Annotated in this window: 19 protein-coding genes; 13 read left to right on the top strand and 6 right to left on the bottom strand. The window is 65.8% G+C overall.

The genetic code is table 11. The features are described from left to right. Positions 1–19 precede the first annotated feature (19 nt). The gene (locus AM586_RS25655) at positions 20–373 is read right to left on the bottom strand and encodes a cupin domain-containing protein (RefSeq protein WP_047822383.1); all 354 of its coding nucleotides are present in this window, start codon (positions 371–373) and stop codon (positions 20–22) included. Between the two features lie 45 nt (positions 374–418). Further along, on the bottom strand, positions 419–1894 hold the full coding sequence (locus tag AM586_RS25650; RefSeq protein WP_047822381.1) for an aldehyde dehydrogenase: 1476 nt from the start codon (positions 1892–1894) through the stop codon (positions 419–421). 330 nt (positions 1895–2224) lie between these two features. On the opposite strand from AM586_RS25650, the gene AM586_RS25645 reads away from it, so the two are divergent. Then, complete coding sequence (locus AM586_RS25645; RefSeq protein WP_047822379.1) at positions 2225–2893, top strand: haloacid dehalogenase type II; 669 nt, start codon at positions 2225–2227, stop codon at positions 2891–2893. Positions 2894–2918: 25 nt separating this feature from the next. On the opposite strand, the gene AM586_RS25640 is transcribed toward AM586_RS25645, so the two are convergent. Next, the gene (locus AM586_RS25640) at positions 2919–3827 is read right to left on the bottom strand and encodes a LysR family transcriptional regulator (protein ID WP_047822377.1); all 909 of its coding nucleotides are present in this window, start codon (positions 3825–3827) and stop codon (positions 2919–2921) included. 118 nt (positions 3828–3945) lie between these two features. Between AM586_RS25640 and AM586_RS25635 the strand changes: the two genes are divergently transcribed. The 4 genes from AM586_RS25635 to AM586_RS25620 are packed head-to-tail and all read left to right on the top strand — an operon-like array spanning position 3946 to position 7684. Beyond that, positions 3946–5058 carry a DSD1 family PLP-dependent enzyme gene (locus tag AM586_RS25635; protein WP_229411045.1) on the top strand — a complete coding sequence of 371 codons (1113 nt, stop codon included), beginning with the start codon at positions 3946–3948 and terminating at the stop codon, positions 5056–5058. Beyond that, positions 5058–5444, top strand: a complete 387-nt coding sequence (locus AM586_RS25630; protein WP_047822374.1) for a RidA family protein — start codon at positions 5058–5060, stop codon at positions 5442–5444. Before AM586_RS25635 ends, AM586_RS25630 begins: the two co-directional genes overlap by 1 nt. Before the next feature lie 10 nt (positions 5445–5454). Then, complete coding sequence (locus AM586_RS25625; protein WP_047822372.1) at positions 5455–6450, top strand: M14 family metallopeptidase; 996 nt, start codon at positions 5455–5457, stop codon at positions 6448–6450. Between the two features lie 16 nt (positions 6451–6466). Further along, on the top strand, positions 6467–7684 hold the full coding sequence (locus AM586_RS25620; RefSeq protein ID WP_082439545.1) for a DUF1624 domain-containing protein: 1218 nt from the start codon (positions 6467–6469) through the stop codon (positions 7682–7684). A 56-nt stretch (positions 7685–7740) separates the two neighbouring features. On the opposite strand, the gene AM586_RS25615 is transcribed toward AM586_RS25620, so the two are convergent. Both AM586_RS25615 and AM586_RS25610 read right to left on the bottom strand, forming a co-directional pair. Further along, entirely contained in the window at positions 7741–8133 is a 393-nt protein-coding gene (locus tag AM586_RS25615; protein WP_047822370.1) for a DUF302 domain-containing protein, read from the bottom strand. A gap of 37 nt (positions 8134–8170) precedes the next feature. Beyond that, positions 8171–8800 carry a class I SAM-dependent methyltransferase gene (locus AM586_RS25610; protein ID WP_373887916.1) on the bottom strand — a complete coding sequence of 210 codons (630 nt, stop codon included), beginning with the start codon at positions 8798–8800 and terminating at the stop codon, positions 8171–8173. A 117-nt stretch (positions 8801–8917) separates the two neighbouring features. Between AM586_RS25610 and AM586_RS25605 the strand changes: the two genes are divergently transcribed. The 8 genes from AM586_RS25605 to AM586_RS25570 all read left to right on the top strand — a co-directional run bounded on the left by AM586_RS25605 (position 8918) and on the right by AM586_RS25570 (position 13295). Continuing rightward, a complete protein-coding gene (locus AM586_RS25605; protein ID WP_052233316.1) occupies positions 8918–9202 on the top strand; it encodes a helix-turn-helix transcriptional regulator in 285 nt (94 codons plus the stop codon). Positions 9203–9212: 10 nt separating this feature from the next. Next, complete coding sequence (locus tag AM586_RS25600; protein WP_047822366.1) at positions 9213–9644, top strand: YeeE/YedE family protein; 432 nt, start codon at positions 9213–9215, stop codon at positions 9642–9644. A 13-nt stretch (positions 9645–9657) separates the two neighbouring features. Beyond that, positions 9658–10095: a DUF6691 family protein gene (locus AM586_RS25595; RefSeq protein WP_047822364.1), complete on the top strand. Its 438-nt coding sequence runs from the start codon at positions 9658–9660 to the stop codon at positions 10093–10095. A gap of 13 nt (positions 10096–10108) precedes the next feature. After that, the gene (locus AM586_RS25590; RefSeq protein ID WP_047822362.1) at positions 10109–10909 is read left to right on the top strand and encodes a sulfite exporter TauE/SafE family protein; all 801 of its coding nucleotides are present in this window, start codon (positions 10109–10111) and stop codon (positions 10907–10909) included. A 40-nt stretch (positions 10910–10949) separates the two neighbouring features. Beyond that, on the top strand, positions 10950–11111 hold the full coding sequence (locus AM586_RS25585; protein ID WP_269467310.1) for a hypothetical protein: 162 nt from the start codon (positions 10950–10952) through the stop codon (positions 11109–11111). 19 nt (positions 11112–11130) lie between these two features. Then, positions 11131–11880 carry an MBL fold metallo-hydrolase gene (locus AM586_RS25580; RefSeq protein ID WP_047822360.1) on the top strand — a complete coding sequence of 250 codons (750 nt, stop codon included), beginning with the start codon at positions 11131–11133 and terminating at the stop codon, positions 11878–11880. Positions 11881–11986: 106 nt separating this feature from the next. Next, on the top strand, positions 11987–12676 hold the full coding sequence (locus AM586_RS25575; protein WP_047822358.1) for a VIT family protein: 690 nt from the start codon (positions 11987–11989) through the stop codon (positions 12674–12676). Positions 12677–12704: 28 nt separating this feature from the next. Then, on the top strand, positions 12705–13295 hold the full coding sequence (locus AM586_RS25570; RefSeq protein WP_047822356.1) for a cytochrome b: 591 nt from the start codon (positions 12705–12707) through the stop codon (positions 13293–13295). Positions 13296–13403: 108 nt separating this feature from the next. Here AM586_RS25570 and AM586_RS25565 read toward each other — a convergent pair whose 3' ends face one another. Further along, positions 13404–14237, bottom strand: coding sequence for an SDR family NAD(P)-dependent oxidoreductase (locus tag AM586_RS25565; protein WP_047822354.1), 834 nt, complete (start codon positions 14235–14237; stop codon positions 13404–13406).

The raw sequence follows: 14237 nt of genomic DNA, 5'->3' as shown, positions 1-14237 counted from the left end.
ACCGGCGGCCCGGCGCGATCTACGCGACGACCCAGATTTTCCGGACGGTTTCGATCGTGCGCCAGGTGCCTTTATAGCCCGGCTTCATGATGAAATGGTCGCCCGCCTTCACGATCATCGGCGGCTGACCGTCTTCGGTGATCTCGGCGACGCCGGACAGGATCGCGCAAAATTCCCAGGTCTCGCCCTTGATCGAGCGGTTGGTCCCGGGAGTCGACTCGAACACGCCCGCGCGCACCAGGCCATCCTTGGCGCTGTCGACGTCCCAGTTGCGGCACAGGATGTCGCCTTCGATGACACGCTCGGCCGGCGGCCGGAATTCGCGCGGGGCTCCCAGTTTTTCGAGTTCGAAGGGTACGAGCAGCTTGGTCATGTCGGTCCTGCCTTTCAGTCAAGGGAAATCGTGATGGGGGGCGGCTCATGCATCGAAGGCGATGAGCGTGCTCTTGTGACGCAGGTTGGCTTCCACGGCCTGGCGGCCCAGGTCCTTGCCGATCCCGGAGTGATTGAAGCCTCCGGTCGGGACGATGAAGTCGGCGCTGCGGCCATACCTGTTCACCCAGATCGTTCCGGCCTGGATGCGCCGGCGCGCGCGCAGGGCGCGGCTGATGTCGCCGGTGTAGACGCCCGCGGCCAGGCCGTAGTCGTGGTCCGTGAGCGCCAGGCCCTCTTCCTCGTCGTCGAAACTCTGCACCGTCAGCACCGGGCCGAAGATTTCTTCGCGTATGGCCTCGGCCCCTGCCTCCAGGCCCGACAGGATCGTCGGCTGGTAATAGGCGCCCTCTTCCCCGGTGCTCAGCGGCGCGCCGCCGATCAGGGCGCCGGCGCCGCCCGCGATGGCGCGCTTGACGATGCCGTCGATACGCGCCATCTGCGGGTGGGAAATCACGGGCGAATAGGTGGTGCCCGACGCCCAGGTCGGGCCGGGACGGATCGCCCTGGTCAGGTCGATGATCCGTTCGAGCAGCTGCACTTCGACGCTGCGCTGGACGATGAGCCGGGATCCGGCCACGCAGACCTGGCCGGCGTTGTTCAGGATCGAGCCGGCCACCGCGCGCGCGACCCGGTCGATGTCCGGCACGTCGGCAAACACCAGCTGCGGACTCTTGCCGCCAAGTTCCAGCGTGACCGGCTTGATGCCGCTCTGGGCGCTGGCCGTCATGATCGCCTCGCCCGTACGGGTCGATCCCGTGAACGAAATCTTTCCGATCGCCGGATGCCGGCAAAGCAGGTCGCCCGTCACCGCGCCGGTGCCCTGGACAATATTGAAGATGCCCCTCGGGATTCCCGCTTCGATAGCCAGCTCCGCCAGGGCGAGTGCGCTGAACGGGGTCATCTCCGACGGTTTCAGGACGACGGCATTGCCCGCGGCAAGCGCCGGCGCGATCTTGGTGATGGCCTGGGTGATCGGGAAGTTCCACGGCGAGATGGCCGCCACGACGCCGTAGGGCTCGGAGGTCACCATCCCGAGGTGGTCGGCGCGCGTGGCGGCGATCTCGCCGCCGAGCTTGTCCGCGAACTCGGCAAAGAAACGGATGCAGTCGGCCGCATAGGGGATGTCGATCTCGATCGCGTCCTTGACGGGACGGGTCGAGCTCAGGGCCTCCAGCTGGCCGAGCGCCACCCTGTTGGCTTCGATCAGGTCGGCCCAGCGCCGCAGCAGGCGGGCGCGGCTCCTGGGAGCGCCGGTACTCCAGTCCGTCGTCGCATACGCCTGCGCGGCATTCTGGACCGCCTGGTCGACGGTGTCGGCATCTGCAAGCGGCAATTCCGCACAGACGGCATTGTCGGTCGGGCGCCGCACGACGATGGTGTTCCCGTATCCCGGGACCAAGCGGCCATCGATGAAATGGCCGTTGGGGACTCGAACTGCACTGGGGTCGAAATCATACATGTGAGCGCTCCGCTGCAAGGACGGTGATTGAAGAGGGCCTGGTTCTGGCCGATGCCAATCTTAATGCCGGAGCCGCAGCATGAAATGTGGGCTTATCGTGCCGCAAGCGGGTCCGATTGCGTAATTTCGACGTCAGCCGTAGATCGTGCTGCGCCGGGCCGATCTCGCCCTTGCAGTCCGCAGCCGGGGCGAAATCCATGCAGTTTCTCTAAATGTACGAATCAGTTTTCCTAAATGTCCACGCCGTTTTGCTCGACTATGATGTGAACGCACGCCCACCTGATCGACCCGATGGTCCAATAGTCCGATACCAGAACAAAGGAACACGAAATGAGCCTCTTCCGCCCCAAGTACATCACCTTCGACTGCTATGGCACGCTGACGCGCTTCCGCATGGCAGACATGACGCGCGCCATTTTCGCCGACCGTATCCCGGCCGACCAGATGGACGAATTCGTGATGTTGTTCGCGTCCTACCGCTTCGACGAAGTGCTCGACCAGTGGAAGCCCTACGAGGACGTGGTCAAGAACGCGATTCGCCGCGCCTGCGCCCGCTGGGGCGTGCCCGTCAGCGACGCGGAAGCGCAAAGCTACTATGACGCGGTACCGACCTGGGGCCCGCACCCGGACGTGCCGGAGCCGCTGGCCAAAGTCGCCAAGGAATTCCCGCTGGTGATCTATTCGAACGCGGCCAACGCGCAGATCATGCGCAATGTCGAATTGCTGGGTGCGCCATTCCACAAGGTGTTTACTGCGGAAACCGCCAAGATCTACAAGCCGCGCCTGGCCGCCTTCGAATACATGATCGACAACCTGGACTGCAATCCGGACGACATCCTGCACGTGTCCTCCAGCCTGCGCTACGACCTGATGCCGGCGCGCAGCCTGGGTATCAAGAACAAGGTATTCGTCAACCGCGGCCACGACCTCGCGCGGGGCGACTACGGCTACGCCGAGATCCCCGACCTGTCGGGCCTGCCCGGACTGGTCGGCCTGTAGCCGGCGCCCGCCGCTGCCTCCCTGGTCAAGCGCTGCGCCAGGGCGGCAGCGGCTGGAAGCGTTCCTGCAAAAACTTCATGAAGCTCCGGGTGCGCAGGGGCAAACCCTTCCTGGCGTGCGTCAAGGCGATCACGTTCGCATCCGACAGCTTGAATGCGGGCAGCAGGCGGACCAGGCTGCCGCTCGCGATATCCGCCGCGACATCCCATTCCGAACGCACGATGATGCCGCGCCCTTCGCGCGCCCATTGATGGACCACATCGCCGTCGTTGCAGACCAGCTTGGGCTGGATGCGCACGCTGCGGGCGACCCGGCCCCGCCTGAAATGCCACAGGGTGCCGTCCTCGTTGTTCTCGCGCAGCGCCAGGCAGGGCAGATGCGCCAGCTGCTCGGGCTCGTCGGGAATGCCAACCCGGCGCAACAGCGCCGGTGCGGCGCACACCAGGCGGCTGTTCGGCGCGATCTTGTAGGCGATCAGGTTCGATAGCGCCAGTTCGCCGATATGGATGCCGACATCGAAGCGGTCACCGATCTCCGTCAGCGGCTGGTCCGACAGGGTCAGCACGACGTCCACCTCCGGATGCAGTTGCTGGTACTCGGCCGCGGCCGCGGCGATATAGCGGCGGCCGAATCCCAGCGGGGCATTGATCTTCAATGTTCCGGCCATGCCGCCACGCCGCGAGCGCACTTCCTCGAGCAGGGTGTCGAACTGTTCGATGACCCCCACGCCCTGATTGCACAGCAGCTCGCCCTCCTCCGTGAAGCGCAGCTTGCGCGAACTCCGGTCGACCAGGTGCACATCCAGCCCGCGTTCGATCTGCTGCAGGCGCTGGCTCACGGCGGAAGGCGTCAAGCCCAGGCTGCGGGCTGCCGCCAACAGGCTCGAATGCTCGCGGAGGACCAACAGGAAGCGCAGGTCGCCGGATTCTTTCATTTAGTTCTCCTACATTCAGAAGTTAAAAAATCTAAATTTTTCTTCGATTCTACTCGACTAAGATAAGGACTTCACCAATAGATTGGAGCTGGTTATGGAAATGTCCGGGTTGGACGCAATGGCCGAGACACCCGTGCTGTTGCTGGATCGTCAGCGGATGGAGCGCAATATCGCAAGGATGCGCGGCCACCTGTCCGCGCTCGGCGTACGGATGCGGCCACACGTCAAGACCAACAAATGCCTGGAGGTGGCGCGCCGCATCGCCGGCGCGGAAAGCGGTCCGATCACGGTGTCGACCCTGCGCGAGGCGCAGTTCTTCCTCCAGCATGGCTTCACCGACATCCTGTACGCGGTGGCGATCGCGCCGAACAAATTTGCGCAGGCTGCCCGGCTCATGCGGATGGGGGCGTCGCTGACGCTGATTCTCGACTCGATGGAGACCGCCACGCAACTGGCCGACCATGCGATCGCGGAAGGACTGGGCTTCGACGTGCTCCTGGAGATCGACTGCGACGGCCACCGTTCCGGCCTGGCGCCGGACTCCCCGCTGATCGTGGCGATCGCCATGGAGCTGCGCCGCGGCGGGATCGAGCTCAAGGGGGTGATGACGCATGCCGGGAAGTCCTACAACAGCAAGAGCGTCGCCGAGATCAAGGCCTGCGCCCGCCAGGAACGCGATGCGGTGCTGCTGGCGGCGAAGACCCTGCGGGAAACCGGCTTCGCCGCACCGGTGGTCAGCGTCGGCTCGACGCCGACTGCGTTGTTCGCCGAGGACTTGAGCGGCGTGACCGAAGTCAGGGCCGGCGTCTTCGTCTTCTTCGACCTGGTGATGGCGGGCCTAGGCGTATGCGAGTTGGACGATATCGCCGTCTCGGTATTGACCACGGTGATCGGACACCAGGCGGAGAAAGGCTGGACCATCGTCGACGCCGGCTGGATGGCGCTGTCGCGCGACCGCGGCACTGCCTCGCAGGCGGTCGACCAGGGCTATGGTGTCGTGTGCGACGTCCATGGCGTGCCCTCGCCGGACATGATCGTGGTCGCCGCCAACCAGGAGCATGGCATCGTGGCGGCGCGTGACGGCGGCGTTTCCGGCGCGGCGCTGCCGATCGGCACCCAGCTGCGCATCCTTCCCAACCATGCCTGCGCCACGGCCGCACAGCACGCCGGTTACCATGTGACCGGTGGCGAGGGGCCGGAAGCGTATTGGCCACGCTTCGGAGGCTGGTGATGAAGACGGTCTCGTCCCCCCATGCACCCGCCCCCGCCGGGCATTATTCGCAAGCGACCATCGCGGCCGGGCTGGTATTCGTATCGGGCCAGTTGCCTCTGCACCCTGCGTCGAAGGAGATCCCGGAGGGTATCGAGGCGCAACTGGTCCAGGCCCTGAACAACGTCGAGCAGATCCTGCTTGCCGCCGGCTCCTCGTTGGAAAAGCTGGTCAGCGTTCAGCTGTTCATCACGGACGTCGGCCTGTGGCCCGAGGTCAACCGCGTCTACTCGCAATTCATGGGCTCGAGCAGGCCGGCGCGCACCATCGTTCCAGTGGGGCCTCTCCATTACGGGGCCCTGGTCGAAATCAACGCGATCGCCGAAATCGCGGATCACGCTCAATGAAGGAGTTCGAATGACGACTACCCGAACCGCAGCCGGACGCGCCGAACTGGACGCCTACCCGGTCGAATTCGACTTTCCCGATATCCGTCCCTATGCGGAAGGGAACACGGGCATCCCGTATGTGTTCACTTTCGACAGCGGCGTGCCGGGCAAGCACGTGATGATCACTTCGCTCACGCACGGTAACGAAGTGTCGGGTGCGATCGCCGTCAAGGCCATGCTCGATGCCGGCTTGCGGCCCCGCCGCGGCCGCCTCACGCTGGCCTTCGGCAATGTCGACGCCTATCACAGCTTCGATCCGGCCAGGCCGGATGCATCGCGCTTCGTCGACCAGGACATGAATCGCGTATGGCAGGCCGCCACGCTGGACGATCCCGCTCTCGATTCATCCGAACTGCGCCGCGCGCGCGCCTTGCGGCCGGTGGTCGACAGCGTCGACTACCTGCTCGACCTGCATTCGATGCACGAGCGCAGCGCGCCGCTGACGGTCTGCGGTCCACTGGACAAAGGCATCCGGATGGCGCTGGAATTGGGTACGCCCGCGCATATCATCAGCGATGCGGGTCATCCGGAGGGCTGCCGTCTGCGCGATTACGGCGCCTTCGGCGATCCGGCCAGTCCGAAGAACGCGCTCCTGATCGAAACCGGCCAGCATTGGGAATACGGCGCGCTGGCGGTGGCCAGGGATTACTGCATGCGCTTCCTGCTGTTGTGCGGCGCGATCGACGCCGGGCAGGTGCCGGACGGCTGGCTCCAGCCGCTGCCGAAGCGGCAACAGGTAATCGAAGTGACGGCGCCCGTGGTGGCGCATGGCGCGGATTTCCGTTTCACCGGCCCCTACACCGGACTGGAGACCTTTGCCGAGGCCGGCAGCCTGATCGGCTGGGACCAGGGAATACCGGTGCATACCCCGTATGCCGACTGCGTGCTGGTGATGCCGTCCCTGCGCCAGGTGCGCCCCGGCGTCACCGTCGTGCGCTTCGGGCGCGAATACAAAACCAGCTGAGATCACAGGAGGCAGCATGCGCATTTCGAATCCCCGGCAGGCCATCATCGGACACGGCGGGCAGGCCGCGACAGCCACCGAACAGGCCCCGGCCGCAAAGGCCGTGCGGACCCGTATCGCGACGATCGACGTGATGCGTGGCCTGATCATGTTGATCATGTTGTTCGACCATGTGCGCGAGGCGATCTACCTCCATGTGGCGCTGACGGACCCCTTGACGGTCACGTCCACCGAGCCGATGTTATTCTTTACCCGCGTATCGGCGCATTTCTGCGCGCCCCTGTTCGTGTTCCTGAGCGGGCTGTCGGCCTGGCTGTACGCGCATCCCGCGGCCGGGCCGCGCGACGCCACCGGCTTCCTGGTAAAACGCGGGCTGTTGCTGGTGCTGCTCGAGCTGACGGTGGTCGATACCGCCTGGTCCGGTTTCCCGCCGCCGGCGCTCTACCTGCAGGTCATCTGGGTGACCGGCCTGGCGATGGTCGTCCTCGGACTGGTGCATCGACTCCCGATGAAATGGCTGTTGACGGCGGGACTGGTGATCGTCTGCGGGCACAACGCGCTGACTTGGATCCGCTTCGAGCCCGGGACTGTCGCTTACTCGGCCTGGACACTACTGCTGCACCGGGGCCCGCTGTGGAGCTTCGGCAGCTTCCAGGTCAAGGTAACCTATCCGCTCCTGCCATGGATCGGTGTCATCCTGCTGGGTTACGCGGCCGGCCCGCTGTACGCCCGCGCGATGGACCCGGCGCGTCGCAAGCAGCTGATGACGGTCATCGGTATCGGTTCGCTCGCCGCGCTTGGCGTACTGCGCGGCTTCAATATCTACGGCGAGGCGCTGCCGTGGGTGCATGCCGAGACCGCATTGCAAACCCTGATGTCCTTCGTGAATTTCACCAAATACCCGCCATCGCTGGATTTCTTGCTGTTCACGCTGGGTATCGGCATGCTGGTCATGAGCAGGCTGGAGTCGGTCGACAACTGGTTTACCCGCGTCTGCGCCACCTTCGGCAGCGTGCCCATGTTCTATTACCTGTTTCACCTCTATCTCTTGCTGGCGCTGCAAAACGCGCTGGTATGGCTCCTCGGGGCGAACCATGGCAGCCGCTTCGGCGTCGACCATTACTGGTATGTGTGGCTGATGTCGTTCGCACTGATGCCGCTGCTCTACCTGCCATGCCGCGCCTTCTCGTCCTACAAACGGCGCTCGACACGGGCCTGGGTACGTTACTTCTAGCATGGCCGAGGCGGGCGGCGCCTCGCCGTCAGCTTCTGCGGTTGCCAGTGCGCGGCTCAGAGCGCCGCCAGCACCCGGTCGAGCCGTTCGCGAACCTCCGTGGCCAGCGCTGTGATTTCCGGCTTGTCGACCAGTTGCAGGATGGTCTCCGTATTCATGACCTCGACGTGCACCGCACCGGAGGCATCCTGCCGGACCACGACATTGCAGGGCAGGAGCAGGCCGATCGCGGGCTCGGCCGCGATCGCCCGCTGCGCCAGCGGCGGGTTGCAGGCGCCCAGTATCCGGTAAGGCGGCATGTCGGCGCCGATCTTTTTCTTCAGGGTCGCGGCGACGTCGATGTCGCTGAGGACGCCGAAGCCTTCCTGCTGCAGGGCAGCGGTGACGTCGGCGATTGCCTCGTCGAAGCCGCGCTGCACTGTCTTGCCATAGCCGTATTGCTGGTTCATGGTTCCTCCCGGATGTGCTTGCAATGCATCTTGCTTCCTATGGCCGGCGCGCCACCATGCCGATGAGCGCCGAAGGGCCGGCGTGGCGGGCGCCTTCCTGCAAGACCGCTTCATACGCCCGCAATTCGAGCAGTTCCAGCGACGCGAACTCCGTGCGCAGCAGTTCTTCCGTGTACAGGTTGTCGAGGATTCCGGGACCGCCGGTGCCGAATTCAAGCTGTTTCGGCGTATAGCCCTGCAGGATCAGCAGGCCGCCCGGCCTGAGCGCTTCGCGCATCCGCGCAAACAGGCGGCTGCGCATCGAGGGGCCGGCGAACTGGATGAAGATGGCGGCCACGAGGTCGTAGGCGCCTTCTTCCCACTGCCAGGCCTCGCAATCGCTCACCTGGTAGTTGACGTCGACGCCGGCCTCCTGCGCGAGCCTGCGGGCCTTGTCCACACCGACGGAAGAAATATCGAATGCGTCCACCTGCAGGCCTTGCCTGGCGAGCCAGACGCTGTTGCGCCCTTCGCCGTCGGCCACCGCCAGCGCGCGCCGGCCCGGCCCGAGCAGGTGCGCCTGCCTGGCGAGGTAGGTGTTGGGCTGGATGCCGAACACGAATTCCGGTCCACTGAAGCGTTCGTTCCAGATCCTGGCTGCGTCGTCGAAGTTCCCACTCGCCATCATGCTCCCCAACATTCTATTGAACGATATATCGTAAAAACATATAATATGTTTGCATTGATTGTATTCGAAGGAGACCACAGGGTGGCGCACGATCAAAAGAAGTTTGACTTGCAGGAAATGCAGGCTGCCGCCGCGCGCGCCTGCGCACTGTTGAAGGCCCTCGGCAACGCCGACCGCCTGCTGTTGCTGTGCCAGCTGACGCAAGGCGAATTCTGCGTCAGCGACCTCGAGACCATCCTCGGGATCCAGCAGCCGACGCTGTCCCAGCAACTCGGTGTGCTGCGCGAGGAAAAACTGGTGAACACCCGGCGCGAGGGAAAGCAGATCTACTACAGCCTGGCCAGCAAGGAAGCGATCGCCGTGATGGACGTCCTTTATCAACAATTCTGTGTCAACACCTGAGGTAGCGATCATGAGCATCGACTGGATTCACTTCACGCCATGGACAGCGCTGGCCGGCGGCCTGCTGATCGGCCTTGCCGCATCGGGCTTGGTCCTGCTCAACGGCAGGATCGCCGGTATCAGCGGCATCCTTGGCGGCCTGTTTCGCCCCGCGCCCGGCGAGGTCGCCTGGCGCGTCGCCTTCCTGGCCGGCCTGGTCGGGGCGCCGCTGGTCTACGCCCTGTTCTCGGCCTTGCCCGAGGCCCGCATCGAGGCCGGCGACGGCGCACTGGTCGCGGCCGGCCTGCTGGTCGGACTCGGCACCCGCTACGGTTCCGGCTGCACCAGCGGCCACGGTGTGTGCGGCCTGTCGCGCCTGTCGCCGCGCTCGCTGGTGGCGACGGCCTCTTTCATGCTTGCCGGTTTCGTGACGGTCTTCGTGCTGCGGCACCTGATCGCTTGAGGAGGAATAGACAATGAACATCGTAAGCGCACTGATCGTCGGGCTGGTCTTCGGGATCGGCCTGACCGTCTCGGGGATGACGAATCCTGCCAAGGTCCAGGGCTTCCTCGATTTGGCCGGCAACTGGGATCCCTCGCTGGCCTTCGTCATGGGCGGCGCCATCCTGGTCGGGCTGTTCGCCTTCCGCCTTGCCGGCAAGCGCGAACGCTCGCTGCTGGGCGAAGCCATGCGCCTGCCGACCGCCACCGCGATCGACCGCCGCCTGGTGCTGGGCAGCCTCGCATTCGGCGCCGGCTGGGGCATCGGGGGCTTCTGTCCCGGTCCGGCCCTGGCCTCGCTGGCCACGGGCAGTCCGAAGGCGCTGATCTTCACCGGCGCCATGCTGGCCGGCATGCTCGTCTTCGAACTCCTGGAGCGCCGCGTCGTCGCGTCCAGGGCCCGTACCGCCTGAGGGAAGCGATGCCATGCTGACTTCGCTGATGCTCGGCCTCGCGGTCGGCCTGATCCTGGCGCTCACCGGCGCCGGCGGCGGCATCCTCGCCGTGCCGCTGCTGGTGTTCGGCACGCATATCGGGGTCGCGCAAGCCGGCCCGATCGGCCTGATGGCGGTCGGCATGGCCGCCGCGCTCGGCGCCATCCTCGGCCTGCGCGCAGGGCTGGTGCGCTACCGCGCGGCGGCGCTGATTGCGCTGACCGGCATGCTGCTCTCGCCCGCCGGCCTGTGGATCGCACACCGGATCGACAACCGCTGGCTCAGCGTGCTGTTCGCGCTGGTGCTGCTGTACGTTGCGTTCAACACCTTCCGCAAGGCGCGCGGCCGCAAGTCCGCCGCGGCGGAAGGCCAGCTGCGGCGGCCGGTATGCGTGCGCTCCCCCGGTACCGGCCGCTTCATCTGGACCCGTCCGTGCGCCCGGGCGCTCACCCTGTCCGGCTCGGCTGCCGGCCTGCTGTCCGGCCTGCTGGGCGTGGGCGGCGGCTTCGTGATGGTGCCGGCGCTGCAGCGCTACACCGACCTGGCGATGCAATCCGCGGTGGCGACCTCGCTGGCCGTGATCGCGCTGATCTCGATGGCCGGCGTCGCCAGCAGCGCGGCGGCCGGCGCGCTCGCGTGGGGCATCGCCCTGCCCTTCTCGGCCGGCGCGCTGGCCGGCATGCTGGGTGGCCGCAGGCTGTCGGCACGCCTGTCCGGCATCCACCTGCAGACGGCATTCGGTGCCGTGTCCGCCCTCGTGGCCCTCGGCATGATCGCCAAGGCCTTGCTGTAAGCCCCACTCGCATTCGGGAGACCACGATGAGCATCAATCGGTGTCGACGATCGGCTGGGAAAAGCGCCACAATGCCCGTCTGGCGAGGCGCAGCCGCGAGGCCTTCGTCGGGCTGATGGGCGAACTGAACCTGCCCAAGCCGAAATTGACCGACGTCGCGGTTCCGGCCAAGCAGAACCTCGGGCTGCCTCACGGCGGCTGAAACGAAGCAAGGAGGCAATATGATCTTCCGACAACTCTTTGAACCGCTGTCCAGCACCTATACCTACCTGCTGGGCGACGAGCACACCGGCGAGGCGATCCTGATCGACCCGGTCATCTCGAGCATGGAACGCGACCTGGCCGAGCTGCACCGGCTGGGCCTGAAGCTGGCCTGGACCCTCGACACCCACATCCACGCCGACCACATCACCGCCGCGCTGGAACTGAAACACGCCACCGGCAGCCGGATCGCGGCGCCCGCCTTCGACCGCCTGCCGTGCGTGGACGCCGGCATCGAGGAAGGCAGGCCCTTTGCCGTGGCCGGCATCGCGCTGCAGCCATTGCATACGCCGGGCCACACGGACGGGCACTTCGCCTACCTGCTCGGCGACCGCGTATTCACCGGCGACGCCCTGCTGATCGAGGGCTGCGGCCGCACCGACTTCCAGAGCGGCGATGCCGACGCCCTGTACCGCAGCGTGACCGGGAAGCTGTTCACCTTGCCGGACGAGACCCTGGTCTATCCGGCGCACGACTACAAGGAACGTTTCGTCTCGTCGATCGCACAGGAGAAGCTGCGCAACCCGCGCCTGGGCAAGGGCAAGACGCTGGAAGAATTCAGGGAGATCATGGCGAACCTGAACCTGCCCTACCCGACCTTCATCGACTACGCCGTCCCCGGCAACCGCCAATGCGGGGTCTGTCCCTCGGACCTGCCGGACAGGCTCGCCGCTTATTGCCGGCACATGAGCGCGAGCCCGCAAGGCTGAGTTGCAATCCGGCCCGCCGCTCGGTACCCGCGCGACCGTAGGCTGCGGAGTTGTGGAACAGGCTGGTGTTAAAATATTCACATCAAGGAGACGGGAGCCAAACCGCATGAGGCACCAGGAAACGCATCGCATCGAACACCTGGGTTGGTTGCGCGCCGCTGTTCTCGGCGCCAACGACGGCATGATCTCGACCGCCAGCCTGCTGGTCGGCATTGCCGCCGCCCACGCGTCGCATCACAATATGATGCTGACCGGCTTCGCCAGCCTGGTCGCCGGAAGCATGTCGATGGCGACCGGCGAATATGTCTCGGTTGCCTCGCAGGCCGATACCGAAAAGGCGGCCATCAAGCAGGAAACGGCCGAGTTGGCGCACGACGGCGAGGCCGAACACCGCGAGCTGAGCGCCATCTATGTGAAGCGGGGCCTGGACCAGGGCCTGGCGGCGCAGGTTGCGACCCAGCTCATGGCGCACGACGCCCTCGGCGCCCATTCCCGCGACGAGCTCGGCATCCACGAAGCCAGCCAGGCGCGGCCGCTGCAGGCGGCGCTCGCCTCGGCGCTGAGCTTCGCCGTCGGCGCCGCGCTTCCGCTGGCGATCACGGCGTTCACCCGCGCCGATCTCCTGATCGGCGTGCTGGTTGCCGCCACCCTGGTCGGGCTGGCTGCACTCGGGGCGCTTGCCGCGAAAACCGGCGGCGCCCCGGCCCTGCCGGCAGCGCTCCGCGTCACCTGCTGGAGCGCCCTGGCGATGGGCTCGACCATTGCCATCGGCAGCATCTTCAATGTCGGCATATGACACCCACTCACAGGCACAGGAAGACACGATGAAGTCCGATCCCACTTCGAGCATCGACAAGATCACCCGCATCGCGGCGGGCGACGACCGCACGGTCTACGACAACTTCTCGGTATTCCTGCACTGGTTGACGGTGCTGCTCGTCCTGAGCCAGTTTGCCCTTGCCGAGACCTGGGAATGGTTCGCGCGCCCGACCCGCCACCTGATGATCGTCGCCCATATGTCGTTCGGGATCATCCTGTCGGCCGTGATTGTCATCCGGCTCGTCTGGCGCCTGCTGCCGGGCCACCAGGTTCCGCCGGCCGTCTCCGGCAGGCTCGAACTGGCGTCCAAGGCCGTGCACTACCTGCTGTACGCGATGCTTGCCGCAGAAGCCGTGCTGGGCTTCGTGCTGCGCTGGGCCGGCGACGAATCGATGAGCTTTTTCGGGCTGCTGATCCCGCCGCCGTTCGCGCCCTTCTCGAAATCGGCGCACCACCTGGTCGGCGAACTGCATGAACTGAACGGCTGGGCCATCATCATCCTCGCCGCCGGCCACGCCGCCGCCGCGCTGTACCACCACTACGTGCTGCGCGACCGCGTACTGTCGCGGATGCTGCCGTCGGTGCGCGAGCGCTAGGCTTACGAGCGCGTCGGGCGCACGGCGTTCGCCACGCCACTGATGCTGCTTACCAGCATCCGCCGGCTTGCGCGCTCCAGCCAGGATCCCGGCATTCCCCTGTGGCGGCTACTGAAGGGTGGCGGACTGCCCGAGTGCCTTCCATTGCGCATCGGAGATCGAGCGATGCTCACCAGCCTCGGCCCCATACACGACCGCATCCGCGCCGGCGAGGATGCGAACCGGCGGCGTTTCCAGCTCGGCGAGCGCCAGCACCATGGCGGCATGCCCTGCCGGATCGCCGAGGTAGGACTTGTATTCCGCCGATTGCATCATGGCGATGGTCGCGCCAACCGTATCGAGGTAGACCGGATCCGGTTGAATCACTTCGAGTGAAGAAGGCTCGGCGAAGCGCGTTCGCATTCCGCCGGGCTCGATGGCCGTCACCTTGATGCCAAGCGGCGCCACCTCAAGCGCAAGGCTTTCGGCGAGTGCCGACACCGCGGCCTTCGAGGCGTAATAGAACGCGGCGCCCGGCGTCGCGATCCGTGCGCCGATCGACGAGGTCAATATGATGTGACCATGGCCCTGCCTGCGCATTGTCGGGATGATGGCCTGGCATCCGTGCACGGCCCCGACCAGGTTGGTATCGACAAGGCGGCGCACGAGCTCAATCGGCGTGCTCTCGACCGCCCCTACGGCGCCGAAGCCGGCGTTGTTTACCAGCACGTCGATGACGCCGTAGCGCTCGATCGCCGCCACGGCCGCCGCATCCCAGTCCTGCCGGCGGCCGACATCCAGGGCAAGCGCGAGCAGGTTTCCGGGATACCGCAAGACAAGGTCATCAAGTGTCGAGACCTTGCGCGCCGTCGCGACGACACGGTGGCCCGCGGCAAGCGCCACCTCCACGATCGCGCGGCCCAGACCGGCAGAGCTGCCGGTGACCATCCATACTTTTGACAT

This window comes from Massilia sp. WG5, assembly GCF_001412595.2.
Classification (GTDB): domain Bacteria; phylum Pseudomonadota; class Gammaproteobacteria; order Burkholderiales; family Burkholderiaceae_D; genus Telluria.
The sequence above is the reverse complement of the archived record's forward strand: the minus strand, read 5'-3'. Positions and strand labels throughout refer to the sequence as shown.